Here is a 25,092-nt window from a genome sequence, read left to right on the forward strand (position 1 = left end):
GCTGCCGACGTCGAACTTCGGCGACGGGGCAGCGGCAGGATGCTCGGACGTCGGTCGCTTCGGTGGCGCGATCGACGTCGGACGATCTCGGACGAACTCGCGTTCCATCCAGTGCAGGCGGTTCGCGCCTGTGCGCGGATCCCAGAAGTCGCAGAGCACGAGGCTCTCGTAGGTGTGGGTGGCCATGGCGGGCACGAGCTCCTTGACCTGCTCGCCGCCGTGGTCCCAGAGGCAGCCGACCCAGACGGGCCGGGGGTTCGCCAGCGGCACCGGCGTCCCCGAGGGCGTCGGTTGCTGGTTGATCAGGAGGGACATGTCCCTAACCTATTCACTGAACAGGTTCTGACCAACTTTTGGTTGAAGATTTGTTCACCGACCAGGTCACACCAGCTCGCGGTTGGCGAACTGGTTCAGCTTCTCGCAGACGAACACGACGTGGCGGTGCAGCCACACGGTCGCTGCGGGACCGAACGACGCCGACGTCGCGTCGACCGAGTACGTCAGGCGGCTGCCTGTCAGGTGGTCGTGCAGCTCGATCGTCTCCAGCAGGTCCGCCATCGGCGTCTCGGTGCGCAGCGCGAGGCACTGACCCGCCCTGAAGTCCGCGACGTGCACCGTCGCGTCGACGCCGTGCAGGCCGTTGTGGTGCTTGCACACGTACGACGACGCAGGATCCAGGACCGTGCTGTCGGTGGACACGCACTCCTCCAGCGCGCTCCACTCGGAGATGTTCTCCAGGGACACGAGCTCGTCCCACAGTCGCTCGCGGGCGAGCGAGGACTCGATCTCGTGACCATCGATGAGCATTCCTGAACGGTAGGTCCGGTTCGACGGGTCCGCAGTGCGAGAAAACCATTGAAATCTCAACCAACTGAGCGGCTGGAGTGCGCGAGCGTCGGCACGCCTCCCCGGGGAGCGCTGGCAGCGCAGGCGCCGCGACGTGCAGGCACCCGTGACATTTCCCACTTGTTACGACCAGGTAGATGAAAACTTCTTCAACTCCGGTACGGTCACTCCAACCGATTGCGGGGGAGGACCCCCCGGAACGTGTCCCCGGACGGGGCAACGAGAGGAAACGACACGATGGCAGACGTGGCGGCGGCGCTCGACAAGGCCGGACTGACCAACACGCACGTGCGCGAGTACGTGGAGCACTGGGCGGGGGTGACCGGCGCCTCGCAGATCGAGGTCGTCTCGGCCGCCGACGACGCCCGACTCATCCAGGAGGCGCTCGACGCCGGGGAGCTCCTCCCCGCCGGCGAGGGTCGCTACTACTCCCGCTCCTACTTCAAGGACACCGCACGCGCCGAGGAGCGCACCATCGTCGCCACGCACGACGAGGCCGACAAGGGCGTCTACAACAACTGGCGTCCCGCCACCGAGATGAAGGAGAAGCTGGTCGGGCTCATGACCGGCGCCTCCGAGGGCAAGACGATGTACGTCATCCCCTACCTCATGGCACCGAAGGGCTCGCCCCTCGAGAAGTACGCGGCCGGCGTCGAGCTCACCGACAACCGCAACGTCGTGTTGCAGATGATCCGCATGGCCCGCGTCGGCGCCGAGTACATCAACGACCTCGGCGACTCCTTCGTGCGCGCCGTGCACGTCACCGGCGACCTGGAGAACCTCGGCCAGGGCACCCCCGACGACAAGCGGTACTTCGTCACCGTCGCCGACGAGCGCACCATCCTGCACTTCGGCTCCTCCTACGGCGGAAACGCGCTGCTCGGCAAGATCGCCCACGGCCTGCGCCAGGGCTCCTACGACGGCTGGAAGAACGGCTTCCTCGTCGAGCAGTTCATGCTGCTCGGCATCGTCGACAAGGAGACCGGCAAGAAGTACCACATCTGTGGCGGCTTCCCGTCCGCGTCGGGCAAGACGAACCTCGCCATGACGCTCGCCCCCGACGCCCTCGGCGACCGCTACTACGTCGAGTTCTACGGCGACGACATCGCGTGGCTGTGGGTCGGCGACGACGGCAAGCTCTACGGCATGAACCCCGAGAACGGGGTCTTCGGCGTCGCGAAGGACACCAACGAGAAGACCAACCCGACCGCCGTCGACTCCATCGTCGAGGGCACCGGCGCCATCTTCACCAACGTCGCCTACAACCCCAAGACCCAGGAGGTCTGGTGGGAGGGCAAGGGCGACAAGCCCACCGACCTCGACGGCTGGGAGGACTGGAAGGGCGACCTCATCGCCGACCGTCAGGGCGAGGAGGTCGACGCGCCGTGGGCCCACCCCAACAGCCGCTTCACCACCACGCTGGAGAACGTGCCCAACGTCGCGAAGGACTTCGAGGAGCCGCAGGGCGTCGAGATCCACGGCGTCATCTTCGGCGGCCGCACCCGCGACCGTGAGCCGCTCATCCGCGCCATCGACGACGTCGCCGAGGGCGTCTACGACGGCCTGACCCTCGGCGCCGAGGCCACGGCCGCCGCCGACGGCCTCGAGGGCGTCCTGCGCTACGACCCGATGTCGATGCGTCCGTTCATGTCCTACTCCGAGGGCGCCTACGCCGCCCACTGGCTCGAGGTCTTCTCCCGCGCCCAGAAGAAGCCCGTGTTCGCGCACGTCAACTGGTTCCAGCGCGGCGACGACGGCCGCTTCCTGTGGCCCGGCTACCGCGAGAACCTGCGCCCGCTCGTGTGGCTCATGCAGTACATGAACGGCGAGGTCGAGGGCGAGCGGACGCCCGTCGGCGTCATCCCGAAGCGCGACGAGCTGCTCCTCGAGGGTCTGGACGAGCAGGCCCTGGCCGACCTCGACACGATCCTCACGATCGACGTCGACCGCTGGCGGGAGGAGATCGGCCACCGCCAGGTGCACCTGGAGCAGTTCCACGGACTGCCCGAGGAGATCTGGGAGGCGCACCGCCGCGTCGCCGCCGCTCTGGACGACACCGCGCTCGACGACGCCTGAGCCGGTGTCTGCCACGAGCGCACCGCTGCACCACAGCAAGGCCGAGCTCTTCCGCACGCTCGGGCACCCGGTCCGCATCCGGGTGCTCGAGCTGCTGGAGGACCGGCCGATGGCCGTGCGCGAGCTGCTCGCCGACATCGAGGTCGAGTCGTCGTCGCTGTCGCAGCAGCTGGCCGTCCTGCGTCGGGCCGACCTCGTGACGTCGACCCGACGCGGAGGCACCGTCGAGTACGCGCTGGCGACGGATCGCGTCGCCGAGCTGCTCGCCGCCGGCAGGGCCCTGCTCAACGTCCTGCCCTGACCCACCCCCACCCGACCCCGCCCAGCCTCCGCTGGGCGGGGTCGCGTGCGTCGCGGTCGAGTGCGCCAGGACGGGCTGTCCGAGCGGTTTGCCAAGATGAGGCCATGTCGGCCCTGTCGAAGGCACTCGCCTACCGGCGTCTCGTGGATGAGCACGCTGCCCTGCGACTCCTGCGCGCCGACCTCGCACCCGTCATCGCAGGCATCCTCGCCGAGCGTCTGGGTGCACCCGGAATGCGCATGCCCACCGAAGAGCTCCACGCGGCCGTGGAGGCAGATCTCGAGGAGCTGCGTCTGCACGAGGAGCTCAAGCAGAACGCACGTGCCTACTGCGACGACTGGCGCAACGCCGGCTTTCTCGTGCGGCGCACCGATCGCGACAGCCGCGGAGAGACCTACGAGCTGTCGGCCGCCGCTCACCTCGCGCTCCGGATGTTCTCCCAGCTCGAGACACCTCGCACCACGATCACCGAGTCGCGTCTCGTCGGGCTTGCTGCCGCCATCCGTCAGCTCGCCCGCGACACCGACCCTGACGGCACCCGTCGACTCGAGGTCCTGCTGACCGAGCGAGACCGCATCGACGCCGAGATCACCGCGGTACGCGGAGGTGAGGTGACCACGCTCGACGACCGCCGCGCCGCCGAACGCCTCGCCGACATCCTCCTGCAGGCCGAGCATCTCCCCGGCGACTTCGCCGGGGTACGAGCTCGCTTCGAGAGTCTCAACCAGGACCTCCGCGCCAGCATCCTCGACGCCGACGAACGACACGGCAGCGTCCTCGACGACGTCTTTCGCGGTGTCGACCTGATCGAGGCCTCCGACGAAGGCCGAACCTTCACCGCCTTCGCCGCGCTCATCCGCGACCCCGAGCGGTCCGCCGCCCTCGACACCGACCTCGCCGCCCTGCTCGAGCGTGACTTCGCCCGCGCGATCGACCCAGGGGCACGTCGCGCGCTCCGCACGCTTGTCCGCGACCTCAAGCACGGCAGTCGCGACGTGCACCAGGTACCGACATCGAGCTGTCGGCGCTCCCGTTCTCCACCGTGGGAGAGATCAGTGCGCACGACCCGTCCGACTACGACACCGGTGCCACCCTCGACGACGCGACCACCACGACGGTCGACCTCGAGGCACTCCGCGCGGTCGCGCGAGAGAGCGAGATCGACTTCGTCGAGCTCGTCCGCAACGTCAACGCCGTCCTCGACGAGGTGCCGTCCGCCTCGGTAGGCACCGTCCTGCGCCACCGCCCTGCCAGCCAGGGGGTCGCCAGCGTCGTCGGGCTGCTCTCCCTCGCCACCGTCCACGGGCGGCTCGACCCGAGGTCGGCCGAGTCGCTCACCTGGACGGGGACCGACGGTGTCCCGCGATCCGCCATCATCGCCACCCACACCTTTACGGAGAAGATCAGATGAGTCTCGCGGACCCCGCCGGCGCCCCGCGCCTCTGGAAGGACGACACGGGCAGGCTCGTCGAGGACTCGCGGCGGGCGGTGCTCGAGATCCTCAAGGGCCCGTACCTGTCAGGGCGCCGACGGCCACAGCTCTGGGCCGCCCTGATGGCCGACGAACGCGCCATCCGATCGCTCCTGCACGATCTCTTCCTCGAGCTCGTCATCGACCCCGTGGACGAGTTCGCCTTCACCCGCAAGGTCCGCACCGACGAGATCGAGGTCCCGAGCACGCTGCGCAGCGAGAGTCTCGCGTTCATCGACACCGCGATGCTCCTCGTGCTTCGTCAGCTCCTCCTCGCGACGTCCGGAGAGCGGCGGGTGATCGTCGGCCAGGACGAGGTGTACGAGCGGCTGAGCATCTACTCCGACGGCGACGAGTCCACGTTCCGTCGCAACCTCAATGCAGCCTGGGGGCGCATGATGAACAAGCTCCGGGTCATCCACCCTGCGGGCGAGGAGCGAGCCGAGATCTCACCCGTGGTCAAGTTCCTGCTCGACGAGGATGAGGTCCGCGCTCTCACCGAGGAGTACCGGCGCATCGGCGAGGGTGCCGCGTCAGGTGAGGACGTCTCATGACCCTTCCCCTCGACCTCCCGGTCCCGGCCACCGGACAGTGGCGCCTCGCCGAGGTCCAGCTCGCCAACTGGGGCACGTTCGACGGCAAGATTTACCGGCTGCCGATCGCCCGACGAGGTCACCTGGTCACCGGGCCCTCCGGGTCGGGCAAGTCGTCCCTGCTCGACGCGATCGCCGCTGTCCTCACCCCGGACAAGTGGCTACGGCTCAACCAGGCGGCGCAAGGCAGCGGCGCCCGGGCCGATCAGCGCAGCCTCGTCAGCTACGTTCGCGGTGCATGGTCGCGCACCGTCGACGACGACGAGGACCGCGTCGTCAGTCAGTTCCTGCGCACCGGAGCGACCTGGAGCGGGATCCTGTTGCGACTTGAGTCCGGGACCACCCAACCCGTCACGCTGGCCCGCTTGTTCTTCCTGCGCGCCGGCGGCTCCAGCAACGCCGACATCAACGACGTCTGTGTGCTGGAGCGATCGGCCATCGACCTGCGCGACGTCGAGCCGTTCGTCCGTAAGGGCGTCGAGGTGCGCAAGCTGCAGGCCGCCTGGCCGGACGCCGTGGTCACGAGCAACCGGTCCCACGCCCGCTTCTACGCACGACTCAGGTCCGTCGTCGGCATCGCGGACGAGACCGCCCTCCAGCTCCTGCACAAGACGCAGTCGGCGAAGAACCTGGACAGCCTCGACGACCTCTTCCGCGACTACATGCTCGAAGAACCGTCCACCTTCGCGCTCGCAGACAACGCGGTGGCGCAGTTCGGTGAGCTCCGCAGCGCCCATGACCGCGTCGTGCAGCTGAGGTTGCAACGCGATCACCTCCTGCGGCTCCGCGACGCTGCCTCCGCCCACGACGAGGCCCGCGTCGCAGCGGAGAAGGCGAAGGACCTCGCCAGCCACGTCGTCGGCTACCAGCATGCCCGCACGCTTCTGCTGGCCACCAACGAGGCTGAGGCCCTCAGGGAACGCCTGGTCGTCCTCCGGGAGGACGTCGCGACTGCACGGCTGCGCGACACCTCGTCGGACGAGGCACTGCGTCGCGCCGAGCGCCTCGCGCTGGAGCTCGGAGGTGCGGAGGCCGAGCACGTCCAACGGGCGATCGACACCGCCGAGCAAGCCGCGCGCGACACGGAGGAACGCTGGCAGACTCTGGCGCGGCAGCTCGCCGCCGCGGGCATCCAGAGTCCGCCCCGGACGGCAGGTGAGTTCGCTGAGCTTCGTCGGGCCATCGAGGAGATGATCGACGACACCGAACCGGAGACCGCGTCGTACGAGCAGCTCCAGCGCCTGTTCGAGACCCGCGCCGAACGGGATCGGCTCACCGACGACATCGCGTCGCTCCGCAGGACCGGGAGCACGGTACCCCCGCGACTCCTCGCGGTTCGGACGGCTCTCTCCGCGCACCTCGGGCTGCCGGACACGGCACTCCCGTTCGCGGCCGAGCTGATCGAGGTCGCCCCTCGTCACGTCGCCTGGACCGGTGCGATCGAGAGGGTGCTTCGACCGCTCTCTCTCGCGATGCTCGTGCGGTCCGAGCACCTCCGGCCCGTGCGGCGCTGGGTCGAGGAACACCAGCTCGACGGCCTCCGCCTGGTCTTCGAGGAGGTCCGACCGGACGCCGCGCCGCCACGACCGGCGCGCAGCGACGTGTCGCTGCTGCACCGGGTCGTGATCGCCGACGGACCATTCGCCGGGTGGCTTGGAGGGCAGCTGTCCGAGCGGTTCGACTACGCCTGCGTCGACAGCCCGGATCACCTGGACCGTCACGACAAGGCGGTCACGATCGGCGGCCAGGTCAAGACGTCGCGCACGCGGTACGAGAAGGACGACCGCATGCGCATCGGTGACCGGCGCGGGTGGGTCCTGGGCGATCGCGAGGCGAAGATCGAGGCGTTGGTCGAGCGCCTCATCGGCGCGGAGGCCGAGCTGGCCGCAGCGCAGGAGGTCGCCGCCGACGTCGAGCGGCGCCGAGCAGCGTCGATCGAACGCCGTGGTGTGCTCAAGACCGTCCGTGAGCAGCGTTGGGCTGCGGTCGATGTCGAGGGTGCGCAGAGCCGCGTGGCCGAGCTGCAGCACCAGCTCGAGGATCTCACGAGCGCCGACTCCGAGCTCAGCACCGCGGTGCAGACGGTGGCTGCGCGTCGCAGCGAGCGGCAGGCGTCCGCGGAGGGGCTGCGAGCCGCTGAGCTGGCGGTGGCGCAAGCGGAGAGCGAGCAGCGTCGCCTCGGGGAGGAGATCGATCGGCTGAACGCGTCGTCGCGCGAGGAGGGCGCGCTCGACCCCGAGGTCGTCACCGAGCTGGACGGACGGTTCCGTGCGAGGCGGCGGCACCTGGACCGGGTCGGCATCGCCGCCGTCGGACAGCAGGTCGTCCAGGATCTCCGCGACGATAGCGACGCGGAGACCCGCCGGGCCAACACCGCGGCGGAGGCCATCGTCCGCGAGGCCACGTCGTTCAACGAGCAGTGGCCTGCCGCTGCGGTCGCGGCTGACCTGACCCCGTCGGTGGACGATCGCGGCGGCTACCTCGACGTACTCGACCAGATCGTCGCGAACGGTCTGCCCCAGCACGAGGCCAGCTTTCTGCGGCTCCTGCGGGAGCGCTCGCGCGACATGGTGGCAGACCTCGTCAACGACATCCTGGCAGCGCCGCGGGAGATCGCCGAACGCATCGGCCCGGTCAACGACTCGCTGCGCAGGTCGCCGTTCGACACGGACCGCTTCCTGGGTCTGAAGGTCAAGACCCGTCACACCGACACGGTCACGCGATTCATCGCCGACCTGCGGGCCGTGGCGAGCTTGGGCTGGACGGAGGATGACCTGGAGGCCGCAGAGGAACGGTTCGCCGTGCTCAGCCGCATCATGGAGCAGCTGGCCTCCAGCCTTCCGGCGGACCGTGCGTGGCGCCGTCAGTGCCTCGACACCCGCCAACACGTAACCTTCCGGGCCGAGGAGATCGACCCCGACGGCCACGTGCACGCCACGTACGACTCGGGGGCGGCGATGTCGGGAGGGCAGCAGCAGAAGCTCGTAGTGTTCTGCCTCGCCGCTGCGCTGCGGTACCAGCTCGCCGACGCAGACGACGTCGTCCCCCGGTACGGCACGATCGTCCTCGACGAGGCGTTCGACAAGGCCGATACGAGGTACACGCGCATGGCCCTCGACGTGTTCGTCGAGTTCGGTTTCCAGCTCATCCTCGCCACCCCGCAGAAGCTTTTGCAGACGATCGAACCGTACGTGGGTGCGGTGACCTCGATCGAGAACCCCACTCGGAAGCTCTCCCAAGTCTCGAGCGTCGTCTGGGACGATGAGGTTCCGTCGTGATCGGGGTCGCCGAGGCGCGCGCGGGGGCAGCGGCCACCCTGCGGCGACGTGGCACTGATTGGGCCCCCGCGTTCGTCGGTGGTCTCACCGTGGAGTGGGAGGAGCGCTCGTGGCGGCGGGTGGGTCGTCAGCGGGTGCCGGTGAGACTGGTGGCCCGTCGTCCCGACGATGTCGCAGCGTTGGCGGGGGGCCGGGTCGCTTCCGAGTGGAGGCTATTCGCTGCTCGTGTGGCAGAGATCCGAGGACGGTGGGGACCGTCGGAGGAGCTCGACGCCACCTGCCGACGTCATGCGCGTGAGATCACCGGGTGGGACGAGGACCGGTTCCTGCAGGTCCTCGACGTCGCTCAGTGGCTCGCCATCCACCCCTCCGACGGGTTGCGTCCGCGGCAGGTCCCTGTGCGAGGGGTGGACAGCAAGTGGCTAGGGCGCCACCGCGGCGTGCTCACGGCTCTCACGACTGCCACGACGGGCCGGCCTGGGTTGGGGCTGGTCGATGGGGACCCGCTTCTCCGGGTGAGGTGCCTCGACTCCTCGCTCTGCATCGGTGGGCTGGCGGACCTCGCCGCACCGGTCCGTCAGCTCGCGAGCCTCGCTCTGCGCCCGGACGTCGTCTTCGTGTTCGAGAATCTCGAGACCGTCCTCGCCATGCCGCAGTGGCCCGGCGCCGTGGTGCTACATGGCTCCGGCTATGCCGTCGACGTCCTCGAGAAGCTGCCGTGGCTGGCGCGGTGTCCGATCGTCTACTGGGGAGATCTCGACTCGCACGGTTTCGCGATCCTGAACAGGTTGCGATCTCACCTCGACGGGGTGACGAGCGTGCTTATGGATGAGAAGACCCTCCTGGACCATCGTGACCTTTGGGTGATCGAGCCCCGACCGGCGCGCGGCGTGCTCGACGAACTGACGTCGGACGAGCGTGCCGTGCTAGCGCGGATTCGTGCGGAGGGTGACGTCCGGCTGGAGCAGGAGCGAATCCCCTGGGACCTCGCCCTGAGGGAGCTCAGATCGGTTTCGCGAGGCTGATGACCGAGCGCGTGGGGTGAGCGGCAGCGTCGGCGTGGGGTGGTCTCGATACGGCGACTTCTGCTCCTTCGTCGCGACGTCGCCTACTCGACCAGCGGTCAACTCGCTGGTCGAGTAGTCAGGACGAGCTTGCGAGGTCCTGACGTATCGAGACCACTCGGCAGGGGCTCAAGCGTGGGCCACCCCCCAGCGTCCGCTTGGGGTGGTCTCGATACGCCCGGAGCACGCTCCTTCGTCGCGGCTCCGCGCTACTCGACCAGCGGGTGGGGGCGGGGATGGACCGCTCGACCAGCGGTAGGGGTGGTGTCTCTTCGACCAGCGGTGGGGTGGGTCAGTCGCTGCCGAAGAGGTCGCGGGTGTAGATCTTGTCGGCCACGTCGGCGAGGTCGGGGGTGTGGCGGTTGACGACGATGACGTCGCTGCGACGCTTCAGCTCCTCGAGGTCGCGCAGGACCTCCGAGCCGAAGAACGGCTCGTCGGGCAGCAGCGGCTCGTACACGAGCACCTCGATGCCCTTCGCCTTCAGCCGCTTCATGACGCCCTGGATGCTCGAGGCGCGGAAGTTGTCCGAGCCCGACTTCATCACCAGGCGGTAGATGCCGACCGTCCGGGGCTGACGACGCAGGATGTCCTCGGCGACGAAGTCCTTGCGGGTCGAGTTGGCGTCGACGATCGCGCCGATCAGGTTCTGCGGCACGTCCTCGAAGTTCGCTCGCAGCTGCTTCGTGTCCTTCGGCAGGCAGTAGCCGCCGTAGCCGAACGACGGGTTGTTGTAGTGGCTGCCGATGCGCGGGTCCAGACCCACGCCCTCGATGATCTGCCGCGAGTCGAGGCCGTGGATCGCCGCGTACGTGTCGAGCTCGTTGAAGTACGCCACCCGCAGCGCCAGGTAGGTGTTCGCGAACAGCTTGATCGCCTCGGCCTCGGTCGAGTCGGTCAGCAGCACCGGCACGTCGTCCTCCAGGGCGCCCTCGCGCAGCAGCTCCGCGAACGCCTCGCCCTCGGCGGTGCGGGCACCCACGACGATCCGCGACGGGTGCAGGTTGTCGTACAGCGCCCGACCCTCGCGCAGGAACTCCGGCGAGAACAGGATCGTCAGGTCCGGGTGCTGCTCGCGGATGCGGGCCGTGAACCCCACGGGAACGGTCGACTTGATGACGATCGCCGCCGCCGGGTTCACCTCGCCGACGGCCGCCACGACGCTCTCGACGGAGCGCGTGTTGAAGTAGTTCGACTGCGGGTCGTAGTCGGTGGGCGTCGCGACCACGACGAACGAGGCGTCGACGTAGGCCGACGCGGCGTCGGTGGTGGCGGTCAGGTCGAGCGGCTTCTCGGCCAGGTACTGCTCGAGCTCGACGTCCTCGATCGGCGACGTGCGCGCGTTGATCTGCTCCACCTTGGCGGCGTCGATGTCGACGGCCACCACCTGGTGGCGCTGGGCGAGGATGACGGCATTCGAGAGGCCGACGTAGCCGGTTCCCACCACTGCGATCTTCATGGCCGCAGCCTAACGTCTGGCATCGCGCCCCCGACCGGACAATGCCGTGCGACCCCGCGGCGACAGGCTCCGTCAGGTGCTGTCGCAGCACCCCCGCGCGCCGCTACGATGAGCGCACCCCCGTCGCCTTCCTCACCCCTGGAGAAGGCGGCGGGGCCTCGTCGTCCCCGTCAGGGGGTCAGGACTCGTCGGCCGCGTGCGTGTCGGTGCGCTGGACGAAGCGGGACAGCCGCTCCTGCACGAGCGCCACGTGGTCGTGCAGCCACACCGTGACAGCCGGGCCGAACATCGACGACGTCGCCGCGGCGGTGTAGCGGACCAGCGTGCCTCGACCGTCGGGCTCGAGGACCACGCGCTCGTTCACGACCGCCATCGCCGACGCCGTGCGCAGCTTGAACTCGTTCGGCGGGTCGAGGTTCGTGACCACGATCGAAGCGTCCAGCTCCTCGTCGCGGTGCTGCAGGACGCACAGGTAGGACTGGGCCTGCGCCAGGACGTCGGTGTCGGTGGACAGGCAGCGGCCGACAGCACTCCACTCCCCGAGGGTCTCCAGACGCAGGAGGTTCGCCCACAGCTGGGCGCGCGTCTGGGGGGACGCGATCTGGTACTCCTCCGCAATCATGCTTCGACGGTAAGCATCCTGCGAGGCGGGCGCATCCCAACGCGCCGTGCGGAGCATGTGGAGAGGTTGACCGTCCGTCAGATCCACCGGCGACGGCGGAACACGGCCCACAGACCGACGCTCACGCAGCCCATCAGCAGCAGCGCGAACGGGTAGCCGAGACGCCAGTGCAGCTCGGGCATCTGGTCGAAGTTCATGCCGTACACGGTGCCGATGAGGGTCGGCGCGAACAGGATGGCCGCCCAGGCCGAGATCCGCTTGACCTCCTCGTTCTGGTCGAGGCTGGCCTCGGTGAGCGCCTTCATCTCCTCGTTCTGCTTCTGCGCCACCAGGGTGGCGTTGACGGTCATGATGTCGCGCAGCAGCTGGCGGAACCCGTCGATCTGCTCGGTCACCTGCGTCAGGTGGTCCTCGACGTCGCGCAGGTAGCGCTGCAGCTCCTCGTCGATGCGGTACTTCGTGAACCCGCCGGCCAGCGAGCGCAGCACGCGGGCGAGCGGTGCGGCGGCGCGCTGGAACTCGATCACCTCGCGGGTCAGCTCGTAGATGCGCCGCGAGACGCGCGGGTCGCCGGAGAAGACCTCCGTCTCGATCTCGTCGATGTCGTTCGCGAGGCCTGCCACCACGGGCAGGTAGCCGTCGACCACGCGGTCGAGCACGGCGTAGAGGACGGCCTCCGGGCCGAGGCGCAGCAGGTCGGGGTTGCTCTCGAGGCGGCGACGCACGGCCGACAGGTCGGGCGCCTCGCTGTGCCGCAGCGTGACGACGAAGTCGGGCCCGACGAACACGTGCACCTCGCCGAACTCCACCTCCTCGACGTCGTCGAGGTAGCGGGCGGCGCGCAGCACGACGAACAGGGTGTCGTCGTAGCGCTCGATCTTCGGGCGCTGGTGGGCGACGATCGCGTCCTCGACGGCGAGGCTGTGCAGGTCGAGCTCGTCGGCGAGCGACCCGAGCTCGTGCTGGTCGGGCCGGTAGAGGCCGACCCACGCGAACGCGTCGGGGTGCTCGCGCAGCGCACCGTAGGTGTCGGCGAGCGTGCGGGGCGACGCGACGCGGTCGCCGTCGACGTAGACGGCGCTGTCGACGAGGCTCTCGCGACCCTCGGCCTGGCGGTCGGCGGCGTGCGCTGCGGTCGGCTGGTCCGCGTGGGGACGGTCGGGGGTGGGGTGCTGACGGCGCACGCGGGTGGTCAGGGTGCGCAGGGACGTGAAGGAACGGTCGGACATGACGGACTCCGTCGGGGTGGGCCGCAGGGCTGCGGCGGGCCGGTGCTGACGACGGTGCTGGTCCCGGTGCGAGCGACCGGGGCGACGACGGCGCTCAGGGGCGCGGTCGTCGACTGGGAGGTTCACCGGACACGGCAACCACCTCCCTCGTCTGCCTGCGGACGTTCCACCGACCAGGGTAGCTCGTCCCCGGCGCCTACCCGTCCGTACGGCGGACGGGCGTCACGCGCGAGAAACCTCGGGACGGCAGGATGGGTGCCATGATCTCCCCCAGCACCCGGTCGACGGAGCAGATCCTCGCGTCCGACCGCCGTGAGCCCGACGTCGCCCTTTTCGCCGGAGGGGTCGGGTCCGACGAGGAGCATGCGGCGCTGCGGGCCTCGGTGCGACAGCTGACGACGCTGCTCGGTGAGGCGCTCACCCGCCACGAGGGTGCGGAGCTGCTCGAGCTCGTCGAGCGCGTGCGCCACCTTGCGCGACGACCCGGTGCGGGGTCGAGCGAGCTGCGCGAGGCGCTCGACGCCCTCGAGCCCGAGCGCGCCGTGGTGCTGGCCCGGGCGTTCGCCCTGTACTTCCAGCTGGTCAACATCACCGAGCAGCTGCACCGCTGGCAGGAGCTGACGCTGAGCAGCGAGGGACCGCTCGCGAGCACCTTCGGGCGCATCGAGGAGGCCCTCGCCGACGGCAGCCTCTCGGCCGAGGAGCTGGCCGACGTGCTCACCCGCGTCGAGTACCGGCCCGTGTTCACCGCCCACCCCACCGAGGCGAGCCGCCGCACGGTGCTGCGCCTGCTGCGCAAGGTCGCCGAGGTCGTGCGCGACCTCGAGGACCCGCGTCGTCCGGCCGCGCACGCCGCGGCCGACGAGCGTCGCCTGGCCGAGCTGGTCGACCTGCTGTGGCAGACCGACGAGCTGCGGGTCGTCAAGCCCGAGCCGCTCGACGAGGCACGCACGGCCGTGTACTACCTGCGCTCGATCGCGTCGGAGGTCGTGCCCGGCCTGCTCGACGAGCTCGACCGGCAGACCGCGCGCGTCGGAGTCGAGCTGGCTCCGGCGGCCCGACCGCTGCGCTTCGGCACGTGGGCCGGCGGCGACCGCGACGGCAACCCCAACGTCACGCCGGAGGTCACGCTCGACGTGCTGCACCTGCAGCACACGTCGGGCCTGGCCGAGCTGGTGACGATGGTCGACGACCTGCTCACCGAGATGACCGCGTCGACGCGCGTGGTCGAGGCCAGCCAGGAGCTGCTCGACAGCCTCGCCGAGGACGCCGAGGCGCTGCCGATCACCTGGAGCACGATCCGCCGCCTCAACGCCGACGAGCCGTACCGCCTCAAGCTCAGCTTCGTGCGCGTGCGCCTGCTGCGCACCCGCGACCGCCTCGTCGACGACACCCCGCACGAGCCGGGTCGCGACTACCTCGGCTTCGACGAGCTGGTGCGCGACCTCGCGCTGGTGCGCGACTCGATGCTGGCGGCCGGCGACGAGCTGACCGGCAACGGCGCCATCCGACGTCTGCTGCGCACCGCGGTCACGTTCGGCGCGGGCCTGGCCACGATGGACGTGCGCGAGCACTCCGCCAAGCACCACGCGGCCCTCGCCGACCTCTACGCGAGGGTCGGCGAGACCGGGTACGGCGAGCTCGAGCGTCCGCAGCGCATCGAGCGGCTCGCCGAGGAGCTGCGGTCCGCGCGTCCGCTGCTGGGTGCTGCGGCGGCCGCCGACCGCGAGCGGCTCGGCGAGGCGGCGTCGGCGTCGCTGGCGCTCATGGAGACCATCCGCACCGCGCTCGACACGTACGGGCCCGAGGTCGTCGAGACCTACATCGTCTCGATGACGCACGACGTGGACGACCTGTTCGCCGTCGTCGTGCTGGCCCGCGAGGCAGGCCTCGTCGACCTCACCGGCGAGGAGCCGGTGGCGCGCATCGGCTTCGCGCCGCTGTTCGAGACCGTCGCCGAGCTCGAGTCGGCCGGGCCGCTGCTCGACGCGCTGCTGTCGGACCCGTCGTACCGCCGCGTGGTCGCGGCGCGCGGCGACCTGCAGGAGATCATGCTCGGCTACTCCGACTCCTCCAAGGACGCCGGCATCGCCGCCTCGCAGTGGCAGATCCACCGCGCGCAGCGCGCGCTGCGCGACGTCGCCCGCGAGCACGGCGTGCGGCTGCGGCTGTTCCACGGTCGCGGCGGGTCCGTGGGCCGCGGCGGCGGCCCGACGGCCGAGGCGATCATGAGCCAGCCGTACGGCTCGCTCGACGGCGCCATCAAGATCACCGAGCAGGGCGAGGTCATCTCCGACAAGTACGCCCTGCCGGGGCTCGGTCGGCACAACCTCGAGGGTGCGCTGGCCGCGGTCGTGGAGGCGTCGGCGCTGCACCGCACGTCGCTGCTGCCGCGCGAGGTGCTCGACGGCTGGAACGCGACGATGGACGTCGTCGCCGAGCAGGGCAAGCAGGCCTACCGTGCGCTCGTGCGCGACGACGCGCTGGTGCCGTTCTTCGTGGCCGCGACGCCCGTCGACGAGCTCGGCAAGATGAACATCGGCTCGCGTCCGGCGAAGCGCCCGGGCGGCGCCGGGGGCCTCGACGACCTGCGTGCCATCCCGTGGGTGTTCGGGTGGACCCAGTCGCGGATCATCCTGCCCGGCTGGTTCGGCGTCGGCTCGGGCCTGCAGGCCGCGTTCGACGACGGCCGCGAGGACACGCTGCGCGAGATGTACGGGTCGTGGGCGTTCTTCCGCACGTTCCTGTCGAACGTGCAGATGACGCTCGCGAAGACCGACCTCGAGATCGCCTCCTCCTACGTCGACGCGCTGGTGCCCGACGACGCCCGCCACCTGATGGACGTCATCCGCGCCGAGCACGAGCGCACCGTGGGGCAGGTGCTGCGGGTGACCGGCCAGACGTCGCTGCTGGAGTCGGCTCCGGTGCTGCGCCGCACGCTCGAGCTGCGCGACGCCTACCTCGCGCCCCTGCACGCGCTGCAGGTCTCGCTGCTCGGTCGGGCGCGGTCGGCGGAGTCGCCGTCGGCCGAGACCGAGCGGGCGCTGCTGCTGACGATCAACGGCATCGCCGCCGGCCTGCGCAACACCGGCTGAGCGGTCCCGTCACCACGACGACGGCGCTGCCACCCCGAGCGGGGAGGCAGCGCCGTCGTCGTGTGCGGGTGACGCGGGGTCAGCGGTAGCGGACCTTGAAGTACAGGAGTCCGCTGACGATCGACGTCTGGCGCAGGCGCTTGTCCTGGTTCACCAGCACGCGCTTGCTGGAACGCTTCGACGGCTTCGTGAAGTAGTCCTGCGACACCACGAGGTCGTCGTTGCGCACGTCGTTCGCGAGCTGGTCGGCCACGCCCTGCGCCGACGTCGGCTGCTTCGCCGGGAGCGACAGCTCGTCCTCGTCGTCGTAGTAGTAGTCCTCGTCGTCCCACGGGGCGAAGTCGTCGAAGTACTCGTCCTCGTCGTCCCAGCTGTTCGTGTTGCCGCCGGTGATGACGATGCGGCCGGTGCCGATCGCCGTCGACGCGGGACGGATCTCGGTGGTCACGAAGCGCTTGGTGGCCTTCGAGTACCGGTTCGCGCGGTCGAGGGTGATGCGCAGCTTGATCGTGCGTCCCTTGGTGGCGGTGATGGTGCCACCCTCGCGCAGCTTGACCCAGCGACGCGTCTTCGTGTCGTAGCGCTCGGCGGCGGTGGCCTTGAGCGCCTTGTACGGCGACGTGAGCGTGTCGTCGATGGTCACGTCGGTGACGTCGATGTTGGAGAACGGGTTGTCCTGCAGGGCCCAGATGTTCGACGCGACGCCGGTGCCGACGTACTCCGCGAGGGAGTCCTGTCGGCTGTAGCGGTCGGTGCGGCGCATCTCGACGGGCTTGCCGTTGACGGTGCTGGTGCCCTTGACCGTCCAGGTCACGAGCGACTCGCCACCGGCCAGCTGGTCCTGGGCGAGGGCAGCGTCGCGGAAGGCGTGCGTGGCGGCGATCTCGGCGAGGGCGTCCGGGTTGGGGACGGACGACAGGTAGGTGCGCGCCGGCTTGCCGTCGGACGAGGCCGTCGAGGTGACGGTCGTGGTGAGCGGCAGCGCGCCGAGGCGACCGAACACGCCGGCCAGGCCGTCGTGCAGGAGGGTTCCCTGCGGGGCGCCGAGGTTGGCCAGCTTGTACGACTCGCCGCCGTCGGCCTGGATCAGCGCGGTCGACGCGTTGTGCAGGGTGCGCTGGGCGTTCGCGAACTCCATGGGGTGGCCGAAGCCGACGACGTCGCCGTCGCACACGAGCGACGCGGTGCCGAGCGCGTAGGAGGCGATCGACCCGTAGGAGTCGGCGACTGCCAGGTTGCCGCCGGCGACGATGGGTGCGTCGGCGGCGGTGCCGCCGCTGGCGCCGTTGATGACGGTGCGGGCCGTGGTGCCGGCGCGCTTGGCGATGGTGGCGTAGCCGCGGGCGAGGCTGCTGGGCAGCGTGATGGCGGTGACGGGCTTGATGCTGCGCGCGCCGGTGCCGAGCTCGCTGCGGTCGGCGCCGGCGGCGACGAGGCGGTTCTTCTCGCGCGAGGTGAGCTTGATGCTCGTGGGCGCCTGGCCGCCGTTGGCGCGCAGGGCCTGCAGGGCCGCGGCGGGCGTGACGCCGGCGATCGAGGAGCCCTGCGTGCCGCCGAACGTGTAGGCGACGGCGCCGATGAGGCGGCCGTCGGCGGCGTACACGGGGGAGCCGGACATGCCCGACCAGACGCCGGCGTCGATGGTGCCGTCGGCCTTGGTGATCCGGGAGCCCTTGAGGTCGAAGACGAGGGTGTCGCCGTCGTCGCTCCTGAGGGTGTCGAGGTAGGTGCCCGTGAACGACTCCGGCTCGACCTTCGACGACGGGCGACCGGGGGTGACGCCGGCGGTGGTGAGACCGGTGACCTCCTGGCCCTCCTCGAGCTGGTCGGCGGGGTAGGTCTCGCACGCGGCGGACGACGAGGGGGCGTCGGTCGGCTCGGCCTGGGCGGGCGCGGCCACGAGGCCGACGGTGCTGGCGACGAGTGCGGCGGATGCGCACAGCGCCGGCAGCGCCAGACGACTGCTGGTCATGGGTCCTTCTCTCTCCACGGTGCCCCGCGACGGGGCGGCTGCGCTCACCGTAGTGGTCGCGGACCTGGTTCCTGGGCGGATTCACCAAACAGACACCTGTCGTCGGTGGATCGGGTGAGTCTTTGCGTGGTCCCGGCCCCGGTTGCACGACGCCGAGGGGCGTCCCGTAGACTCTTCGCTGTCCTTCGGGACGTGCGCCCGTAGCTCAACGGATAGAGCATCTGACTACGGATCAGAAGGTTTGGGGTTCGAATCCCTACGGGCGCGCAGACGAGGCCCGGAGCATCTGAGGATGCTCCGGGCTTCTGTGCTTTGTGGGGGACCCGGGGCGGTGCCTGGGTGGACGCAAGACTCCGCGTCCGCGTGCGGGGTGTCGAAGGATGCTGCGTCCGTGTCGGGATCCCGTCGTGAACGCAGCATCGTCGGGTGTCGGGGACCTCGACGCAGGACCGTCAGGTCGGTTTCAATGCATGGAGCAGGTGTCGAGATGACGGACGTGAGGGGGAGACGATGCTCGGCTCGTTCATGACCCTGGACGTCGTCGGCGAGGTCCTGGACCGGCTCGACCGCTCCCAGACCGCGGCCGCGGCGTACCGGGCGGCGTGGAAGAGCCGCGAGACGAGCGGCGACGCGAGTCCCGAGCTGCTCCTCGAGGAGATGAAGCGGCGCTCGGTCCCCGGCGCCTACGCGCCTCTCGACGATCCTCGGCTCGCCGCTCCGCTCGCCCTCTGGCAGGCCGGGGTGGAGCCGCGCGCAGCAGGTCGGTCGCTCAAGGCCGGACGGGTGCCTCACTGACTCCGCTGTCTCCCAGAGCGACAGGGGAGACGGCATCGTCGGTCTCGAGTCGTCGGGGCCGGGAATGATGCTGCGGTGCCCGGATCGGCTACGGCACCTCAGCCCGTGGGACGGACGACTGTCGCGGATCCATTTTTGACGTGATCTCGATTCACCAGCTGGTCTGACCTGTGATGGTTCGTATCACCCGCCACTGACCGGTTGCGGTTCCGATGCCGCTCGACACCAGCGGCTTCCCCATGAGAGAGCGGCCCATGCCCCCTTCCGCCCCCTTGACCGCAGTCACGACGGTCACCGCCACCGCGGTGCTCGCAAGCCTGCTCGCGGCGCCTTCACACCGCCCGCCCGTGCTCCACGGCGCGTCCGATACGTCGATCATCGCCGGCGACCACCGCGGCGAGGGCGACGGGTCGCTGCGCTCGATCGCTGACTCTGACACCGACACGTTCGAGCGTCTTCCCCTGAACGGAGACCGCACTGCGACCGCCACCACGCCGGTCCCGATCGCCTCGGGCGGCACCGGCTGGACGACCTTTCCCCGCAAGAGCAAGCGCACCGTCACCGTCGCAGGTGTCGGCTCGGTGCCCGCCAACGCCTTCGGCGTCAGCCTGAAGGTCACCGGACGTTGGACCACGAAGAAGGACCCCGGCTGGCTCGTGGTCAACGACCCTGAGCTTCCTGGCGACTACCAGATCGTCGAGAGCCCCTACGGGACTACCTATGAGAGCAGCGAGCTCATGGAGATGACCCTGTCCGAGGCCGGCACGATCGAGGTCGCCAACAACTCCGGGACCAACGTCAACATCAAGGTCGAGGTCAACGCCTGGTACGCCGACCCCGACCCGCTCAGCGACATCGACTCCGGGATCATCGACGGCCTCGAGCTGATCGAGAAGATCCCCGACTCCGAGACCGGCACGCAGGAGGACATCGACGCGTGGCTCGCCGAGCAGGGCCTCGAGCGGCCCGCCGCCGACGTCACCAGCGACAGTGACGACGCGATCCAGGCCACCTACGACCCGCGCGTCAAGCAGAACGCGATCACCGTCGGCGCCACCGCCTGCATCGGTGCGATCATCCTCGCCGTCCTGAGCAACATCTACCTCGTGTCCAAGCTCGCGAAGGTCAAGGCTGCGATCAAGACTGTCGGTGGCACGAAGGCCGCCTACAAGGCTCTACGGAAGGCGTACAAGACCTACCGCAAGGCCGGTCACGGACGAGGAGCGTCGGCGAAGAAGGCTTTCAAGCACGTCTTCACCCATGGGAGCATCGGCAAAGACGTACGCGACGCGCTGATCGACCTGGCCACGGTCGGTGGCGTCATCGAGAAATGCTTCTGACGGGGGAGATCATGGAAACGCTCAACAACTACCGCACGCTGTTCTCGATCGTGGCCGTGGCCGCGATCGCCGTCAACATCTTCGGCAGTGCCGACGCCGCGACCGGCGCCTACATCGTCGCCGCTGCGGTCGTCCTCTACATCCTCTGGGCGGCATTCGGACGGACGCAGCTGCAGCAACGGCGCGTGAAGAACGCCTCCAGCTGAACCACGACGGCACTGTGACTGGCCGATTCCGACCAGCCACAGTGCCGTCTCACGCCCCTCCGCGACGTCGCCCGAGGCGCTCGAGCTGCAGCACGGGGAGCGCGGCCTCACCGGCTCCGTCGGTGCGAGACGTCCTTCAGGACGCGCCCTGCTCCTCGCGCGGGACGGACAGCTCGACGAGGTTGCCGTCCGGGTCGCGGACGTAGACGCTGCGGATCGGTCCGGAGGAGCCGGTCCGGTCGACGGGTCCGAGCTCGACGGGCACGCCGGCGCCGGCGAGCGTCCGCTCGACCTCCTCCAGGGGGCGGTCGACGATGAAGCAGAGGTCGGCCGAGCCGGGGGTCGGTGCGGCGGCGTGCGGCTCGATCGGCGCCGCGGCCTCGTGCAGGTTGATCTTCCAGCCCGGCGCGTGGAGGGCCGTCCGTCCCTCGCCGAAGGTCCGGGCCTCGAGCCCGAGGACGTCACCGTAGAAGCGGACCGTCGCGTCGACGTCGGCGACGGTGAGGACGAGGTGGTCGAGGTGGTGCAGCACCCGTCCATCGTGCGCCACCGCGCCACGCCCGTCACGTGCCCTCGAGGTCCCGACGGCGGACGCACGCGTCTGCGTCCGCGTGCCAAGGGTCGAAGGGTGCTGCGTTGGTGACGGGATCCCGTCACCAACGCAGCATCCTTCGGGGCTGGACGCAGGACGGCAGAATCCTGCGTCCAGCCGTCCCCTCACCCCCGCCCCGGCCCCCTCAGGGGGCCGGCCATGGCGTGGTAGCCGCCGTCGACGTGCAGGATCTCGCCGGTGACGGCTCGTGCGAGGTCGGAGAAGAGGTAGCAGACCGAGTCGGCGACAGGCTCGGTGTCGCGGGGGTCCCACGGCAGGGGCGACCGCTGCTCCCACGCGTCGAGCAGCTCCTCGAAGCCCGGGATGCCGCTGGCGGCGCGGGTGTGGACGGGTCCGGCCGCGACCAGGTTGCTGCGGATGCCGATCGCGCCCAGGTCGCGGGCGAGGTAGCGGTTGAGCGACTCCAGGCCCGCCTTGCACACGCCCATCCAGTTGTAGACCGACCACGCCCCTGCGGCGTCGAAGTCGAGCCCGACGAGGCTGGCCCCCGGCGGCGGGCTCAGTCGGCGCAGCACCTCCGCCAGCTCCGCGTAGGAGACGGTGCTCGTGCGGAACGCCTGCTCGAGCTGTGCAGGGTCGACGCCCAGCATCGAGCCCGACAGTGCCGCCCGCGGCGCGAACGCGATGGCGTGCAGCGCCGCGTCGAGACGTCCGAAGCGCTCGCCGACGGCCTCGACCAGCTCCAGGCCCGCGCCCGGGCGGGTGACGTCGTAGGTGAGGACGGTGTCGACGTCGAGCGACCGCGCCGCCTCTCTCGCGCGCTCGAGGTCGCGGTCGAGGGCCGTGAGCACGACCTGGGCACCCAGCTCGCCGGCGCGTCGGGCCACGCCGTAGGCGATGCTCTCGGTGGTGACGACGCCCGTCACCAGCACGACCTTGCCGGCCAGCAGGCCCGCGCTCACGCGAGCACCCCGGCGATCGCGTGGTACAGCGGGATGCCGAGGACGATGTTGAACGGGAACGTGATGCCGAGCGACATCGTCAGGTAGCGCGACGGCAGCGCCTCCGGGATCGCGTGGCGCGCCACGGCCGGGACGACGATGTACGAGCCGCTGGCCGCCAGCACGGTCAGCAGCGTCAGGTCGCCGACGGAGAGACCGGCCAGGACGCCCAGGGCCAGCGCGAGCGTCGCGCCGAGCAGCGGCATCACGACGGCGAAGCCGATCAGGAACGGCGGGACCCCCTTGACCTCGCGCAGCTGCCGGGCCACGACGAGGCCCATGTCGAGCAGGAAGAACGCCAGCAGCCCCTTGAAGAGGTCGTGCAACAGCGGCGCCATGGTCTCCGCGCCGCTCGATCCGGAGGCGACGCCGATGACCAGGGAGCCGACGAGGAGCAGGAACGTGCCCTCGGTGAACGCCCCGCGCAGGATGCTGCCCACGCTCGCGCCGGCCGGGGGCAGGTCCGACGTCGGCGTCGTGGGGGCGTCGGGTCCGGAGCCGGTGGTCCGCGCGGCCACGAGGGCCGGCTCGGCCGCCCGACGCTGCGAGCGCACCCAGGTGGCGAGCAGCACGGCCATGATCACCGCGGGCGTCTCCATCATGACCAGCGCGACCGTCATGTAGCCGCCGGGCTCGTCGCCACGCGAGGTCACGAACTGCGTCGCCGCGACGAACGTGACGGCACTGACCGAGCCGTAGGTGGCCGCGATCGCCGCCGCGTCGAAGGGCGCCACCCGCCGGCGCAGCACGCGGTACCCGACGACCGGGATGACGACGGACAGGAGCACCGCGAGGCCCATGACGGTGAGGGCGGTGCTGGTGATGCCGGTGGCCGCGAGCGCCTCGCCGCCCTTGAAGCCGATCGACATGAGCAGGTAGAGGGAGAGGAACTTCGTGACGGCCGGTGGCACCTCGAGGTTCGAGCGCAGGGTGCCGGCGAGCAGTCCGAGGACGAAGAACAGGATGACCGGGTCGGTGAGGTTGCTGAGCATGGAGAGATCCACGAGGACTCCTGGACTGGCAGGGGGATCTCGTCCGCGCGGTGTCGCCACCCCGTCCGGCGCCGCGCGGTGAGAGATCGTTAACGGGAAGCACAATACCGGTATTGAGGTTCCGGTGTAGCCTACGTGAGGCACGACACCTTCGCGGCTAGGCTGGGTGCGTGACGTCGGAGCGCTCCTCGTGGACCTTTCTCAGCAACCACGGCCACGTGCTCGTCCTCGTCGCGCGCGAGCCGGGCATCCTGCTCACCAGCCTCAGCGAGCGCGTCGGCATCTCCGAGCGCGCCGCCCGCACGATCCTGCGCGACCTCGAGGAGGCCGGGTATCTCACGCGCACCAAGGTCGGGCGACGCAACCGCTACGAGGTGCACCCCGACGGCCCCCTGCGCCACCCCGAGGAGTCGACCACCATGGTCAGCGACCTCCTCGCCGCCTTCGGTCGCTGAGCGGCGCGTCGGCCTCTACGGACGGGACGGCTCGTCGTCCCAGCCGGGCACGACGACGACGTCGATGCCCTCGGACTCCCACAGCGCGATGACGTTCGGGTTGTCGTCCCAGGCGCGGACGACGCGGTAGCGCTGGCGCACCTGCGCGAGGACGTCGCGCTTGACCTCGACGTCGGGGCGGCCGTCGTGCTCGCCGCGCAGGTAGAGGTGGTCCGACGGCACGTCGTGCAGCGCGAGCCAGAACGACGTTCCCGCGCGTCAGTGCTCGCGGCGGGCAGTGACCACGACGACGGCCCGACCCTCGCGCGCCGCGGCCCGTGCCCCGTCGACGACCCAGGCGTGCGGCGGGCAGCCGAGGGCGGCCTCGTGGAACGCCTCGAAGTTGCGTCGCTCCCCACGCACGTGGTGCCGGACGCCCGAGACGTCGCACAACGTGCCGTCGACGTCGAAGATCTCGGCCTCCCGCATGGGCAGGAGCCTACGAGGGCAGGACGGCCAGCACGCCGTGCACGAACAGCTCGACGCCGATCGCGAGGATGAGGAAGCCCATCACGCGGGTAAGGGCGCCGATGCCGGTCGGGCCCAGCCGGTCGACGACCGGCGTGGCAAAGCGCAGCGCGAGCGCGATGAGCAGACCGATCGCGAGACCCGCGACGAGGATGCCGACGCGGTCGAGCGGGTCGGGGTGGCGCGCGGACAGCGCGATGATCACGCCGATCGCCCCGGGTCCGGCCACCAACGGCAGCGCCATGGGCGAGAACGACACGTCGGCCTTCGCGGCCGCGTGCTCCTTCTCGGCGTCCGTGCTCGTCTCCCGCGGCACGATCATGCCGAAGCCCGAGTGCGCCACCACGAGGCCGCCGGCGATCTGCAGCGAGGCGATCGTGATGCCGAAGGCGCTCAGCACGAGGCTGCCGAGGAGCGCGAAGACGCCCAGGATGGTCGCCACGTAGATGCCGGTGCGCCACGCCTGGCGTCGCACCTGGTCGGCGGGCTGGCCCTCGGTGAGGGCCGCGAAGGCGGCCACGGCCCCGAGCGGGTTGGTGATCGGCAGCAGCGCCGCGAGGGCGGCGAGGGCCACGGAGACGGACGTCACGCGTCCATCGTGGCAGCCACGGGCGACTCGGGCGCGTCGGCCCTCGCGTAGTCGCCGTGGGCGGTGCGACGCACCAGGCCCTGCTCCTCGAAGGCGTCGAGCCAGCCCTGCATGGGCCACCGCCCCCACCGGTCGCGGAACAGGCGGCCGTTGCGGAGCACGTCGTCGAGGTGCTGCACCGGCGGGGTCTGCGTCGGGTGGTGCTGGTGCGAGGCCCGCGCGCCGCCCACCCATGCGAGCGGCACGCCGGCCGCCGCCGCCCGCTGCCCGAAGTCGGTGTCCTCGGCGCCGTAGCCGGCGTACGCCTCGTCGAACCCGCCGACCCGCTCCCAGGTCTGCGGGGTGAGGGCGAAGGAGAGCGACCAGAACAGGTCGTGCCCGTCCGCGTCGACGACCACGTCGCCCGCGGGCGGCGCGGGGCGCGCCGGGTGCGGCGTCGCGAGCGTGTGCACGGTGTGCAGGTCGTAGCCGCCGGCCGGCGGCGGGGGCAGGTACGAGACCGGTCCGCAGAGCACCGCGTCCTCCGCGAGCGGACGCCGCGACGCCTCCTCGTAGGCGAGGACGAGCCCGGGGGAGGCGAGGCAGTCGACGTCGAGGAGCACGACCAGGTCGGCTCCGCGCTCGATCGCCGTGCGCGCCCCGAGGTTG

General features: G+C 70.4%; 23 protein-coding genes, 1 tRNA gene and 1 pseudogene. 12 read left to right on the forward strand and 13 right to left on the reverse strand.

The window, feature by feature from the left end; genetic code table 11:
* Positions 1-315: hypothetical protein (locus A6Q79_RS03775; protein ID WP_253025173.1), on the reverse strand; the 315-nt coding region annotated here is incomplete at its 3' end.
* Between the two features lie 66 nt (positions 316-381).
* Complete coding sequence (locus A6Q79_RS03780; protein ID WP_253025171.1) at positions 382-807, reverse strand: hypothetical protein; 426 nt, start codon at positions 805-807, stop codon at positions 382-384.
* Positions 808-1,083: 276 nt separating this feature from the next.
* Between A6Q79_RS03780 and A6Q79_RS03785 the strand changes: the two genes are divergently transcribed.
* The 6 genes and pseudogenes from A6Q79_RS03785 to A6Q79_RS03810 all read left to right on the forward strand — a co-directional run bounded on the left by A6Q79_RS03785 (position 1,084) and on the right by A6Q79_RS03810 (position 9,590).
* Positions 1,084-2,922 carry a phosphoenolpyruvate carboxykinase (GTP) gene (locus tag A6Q79_RS03785; protein ID WP_286691196.1) on the forward strand — a complete coding sequence of 613 codons (1,839 nt, stop codon included), beginning with the start codon at positions 1,084-1,086 and terminating at the stop codon, positions 2,920-2,922.
* 4 nt (positions 2,923-2,926) lie between these two features.
* On the forward strand, positions 2,927-3,223 hold the full coding sequence (locus tag A6Q79_RS03790) for a helix-turn-helix transcriptional regulator (RefSeq protein WP_067860570.1): 297 nt from the start codon (positions 2,927-2,929) through the stop codon (positions 3,221-3,223).
* A gap of 104 nt (positions 3,224-3,327) precedes the next feature.
* Positions 3,328-4,634: pseudogene (locus A6Q79_RS03795) on the forward strand (DUF3375 domain-containing protein).
* Positions 4,631-5,248: a DUF4194 domain-containing protein gene (locus A6Q79_RS03800; RefSeq protein WP_067860566.1), complete on the forward strand. Its 618-nt coding sequence runs from the start codon at positions 4,631-4,633 to the stop codon at positions 5,246-5,248. Before A6Q79_RS03795 ends, A6Q79_RS03800 begins: the two are co-directional and overlap by 4 nt.
* Positions 5,245-8,565, forward strand: a complete 3,321-nt coding sequence (locus tag A6Q79_RS03805; protein WP_317696413.1) for an SbcC/MukB-like Walker B domain-containing protein — start codon at positions 5,245-5,247, stop codon at positions 8,563-8,565. The genes A6Q79_RS03800 and A6Q79_RS03805 overlap by 4 nt, the downstream gene beginning before the upstream one ends.
* A complete protein-coding gene (locus A6Q79_RS03810) occupies positions 8,562-9,590 on the forward strand; it encodes a Wadjet anti-phage system protein JetD domain-containing protein (RefSeq protein ID WP_317696418.1) in 1,029 nt (342 codons plus the stop codon). Before A6Q79_RS03805 ends, A6Q79_RS03810 begins: the two co-directional genes overlap by 4 nt.
* A gap of 331 nt (positions 9,591-9,921) precedes the next feature.
* On the opposite strand, the gene A6Q79_RS03815 is transcribed toward A6Q79_RS03810, so the two are convergent.
* From A6Q79_RS03815 to corA, 3 genes are all read right to left on the reverse strand, one after another.
* A complete protein-coding gene (locus A6Q79_RS03815) occupies positions 9,922-11,088 on the reverse strand; it encodes a nucleotide sugar dehydrogenase (RefSeq protein WP_286691198.1) in 1,167 nt (388 codons plus the stop codon).
* A gap of 178 nt (positions 11,089-11,266) precedes the next feature.
* Positions 11,267-11,710 carry a hypothetical protein gene (locus A6Q79_RS03820; protein WP_317696422.1) on the reverse strand — a complete coding sequence of 148 codons (444 nt, stop codon included), beginning with the start codon at positions 11,708-11,710 and terminating at the stop codon, positions 11,267-11,269.
* Positions 11,711-11,787: 77 nt separating this feature from the next.
* Complete coding sequence (gene corA, locus A6Q79_RS03825; RefSeq protein WP_286691200.1) at positions 11,788-12,939, reverse strand: magnesium/cobalt transporter CorA; 1,152 nt, start codon at positions 12,937-12,939, stop codon at positions 11,788-11,790.
* A 260-nt stretch (positions 12,940-13,199) separates the two neighbouring features.
* Between corA and ppc the strand changes: the two genes are divergently transcribed.
* Entirely contained in the window at positions 13,200-16,034 is a 2,835-nt protein-coding gene (ppc, locus tag A6Q79_RS03830; protein WP_286691201.1) for a phosphoenolpyruvate carboxylase, read from the forward strand.
* Between the two features lie 79 nt (positions 16,035-16,113).
* Here ppc and A6Q79_RS03835 read toward each other — a convergent pair whose 3' ends face one another.
* A complete protein-coding gene (locus A6Q79_RS03835; RefSeq protein WP_286691202.1) occupies positions 16,114-18,006 on the reverse strand; it encodes a hypothetical protein in 1,893 nt (630 codons plus the stop codon).
* 194 nt (positions 18,007-18,200) lie between these two features.
* Here A6Q79_RS03835 and A6Q79_RS03840 point away from each other — a divergent pair.
* The 4 genes from A6Q79_RS03840 to A6Q79_RS03855 all read left to right on the forward strand — a co-directional run bounded on the left by A6Q79_RS03840 (position 18,201) and on the right by A6Q79_RS03855 (position 20,347).
* Positions 18,201-18,273 (forward strand) — tRNA-Arg (locus tag A6Q79_RS03840).
* 243 nt (positions 18,274-18,516) lie between these two features.
* Complete coding sequence (locus tag A6Q79_RS03845) at positions 18,517-18,801, forward strand: hypothetical protein (protein WP_286691203.1); 285 nt, start codon at positions 18,517-18,519, stop codon at positions 18,799-18,801.
* A 272-nt stretch (positions 18,802-19,073) separates the two neighbouring features.
* The gene (locus tag A6Q79_RS03850) at positions 19,074-20,141 is read left to right on the forward strand and encodes a hypothetical protein (RefSeq protein ID WP_317696426.1); all 1,068 of its coding nucleotides are present in this window, start codon (positions 19,074-19,076) and stop codon (positions 20,139-20,141) included.
* Positions 20,142-20,152: 11 nt separating this feature from the next.
* Positions 20,153-20,347 carry a hypothetical protein gene (locus A6Q79_RS03855; RefSeq protein ID WP_067860548.1) on the forward strand — a complete coding sequence of 65 codons (195 nt, stop codon included), beginning with the start codon at positions 20,153-20,155 and terminating at the stop codon, positions 20,345-20,347.
* 136 nt (positions 20,348-20,483) lie between these two features.
* Here A6Q79_RS03855 and A6Q79_RS03860 read toward each other — a convergent pair whose 3' ends face one another.
* The 3 genes from A6Q79_RS03860 to A6Q79_RS03870 all read right to left on the reverse strand — a co-directional run bounded on the left by A6Q79_RS03860 (position 20,484) and on the right by A6Q79_RS03870 (position 22,893).
* A complete protein-coding gene (locus tag A6Q79_RS03860) occupies positions 20,484-20,879 on the reverse strand; it encodes a VOC family protein (protein WP_286691205.1) in 396 nt (131 codons plus the stop codon).
* Positions 20,880-21,064: 185 nt separating this feature from the next.
* Positions 21,065-21,862 (reverse strand): SDR family oxidoreductase, encoded by a 798-nt coding sequence (locus A6Q79_RS03865; RefSeq protein ID WP_067860544.1) that lies wholly within the window; start codon positions 21,860-21,862, stop codon positions 21,065-21,067.
* Positions 21,859-22,893, reverse strand: coding sequence for a sodium-dependent bicarbonate transport family permease (locus tag A6Q79_RS03870; RefSeq protein ID WP_289017255.1), 1,035 nt, complete (start codon positions 22,891-22,893; stop codon positions 21,859-21,861). The genes A6Q79_RS03865 and A6Q79_RS03870 overlap by 4 nt, the downstream gene beginning before the upstream one ends.
* 170 nt (positions 22,894-23,063) lie before the next feature.
* On the opposite strand from A6Q79_RS03870, the gene A6Q79_RS03875 reads away from it, so the two are divergent.
* On the forward strand, positions 23,064-23,348 hold the full coding sequence (locus A6Q79_RS03875; protein ID WP_067860540.1) for a winged helix-turn-helix domain-containing protein: 285 nt from the start codon (positions 23,064-23,066) through the stop codon (positions 23,346-23,348).
* A gap of 15 nt (positions 23,349-23,363) precedes the next feature.
* Here A6Q79_RS03875 and A6Q79_RS03880 read toward each other — a convergent pair whose 3' ends face one another.
* From A6Q79_RS03880 to A6Q79_RS03895, 4 genes are all read right to left on the reverse strand, one after another.
* Positions 23,364-23,570, reverse strand: coding sequence for a hypothetical protein (locus A6Q79_RS03880; RefSeq protein ID WP_286691207.1), 207 nt, complete (start codon positions 23,568-23,570; stop codon positions 23,364-23,366).
* Between the two features lie 36 nt (positions 23,571-23,606).
* Positions 23,607-23,816, reverse strand: coding sequence for a hypothetical protein (locus A6Q79_RS03885; RefSeq protein WP_286691208.1), 210 nt, complete (start codon positions 23,814-23,816; stop codon positions 23,607-23,609).
* A 10-nt stretch (positions 23,817-23,826) separates the two neighbouring features.
* Positions 23,827-24,444, reverse strand: coding sequence for a MarC family protein (locus A6Q79_RS03890; RefSeq protein WP_286691209.1), 618 nt, complete (start codon positions 24,442-24,444; stop codon positions 23,827-23,829).
* Positions 24,441-25,092, reverse strand: a 652-nt coding sequence (locus A6Q79_RS03895; RefSeq protein ID WP_317696444.1) for a galactosyltransferase-related protein, incomplete at its 5' end; no start/stop codon positions are given. The genes A6Q79_RS03890 and A6Q79_RS03895, both read right to left, overlap by 4 nt.

The sequence above is a fragment of the Aeromicrobium sp. REDSEA-S32_B7 genome (assembly GCF_001626145.1).
GTDB classification, from domain to species: Bacteria; Actinomycetota; Actinomycetes; order Propionibacteriales; family Nocardioidaceae; genus Aeromicrobium; species Aeromicrobium erythreum.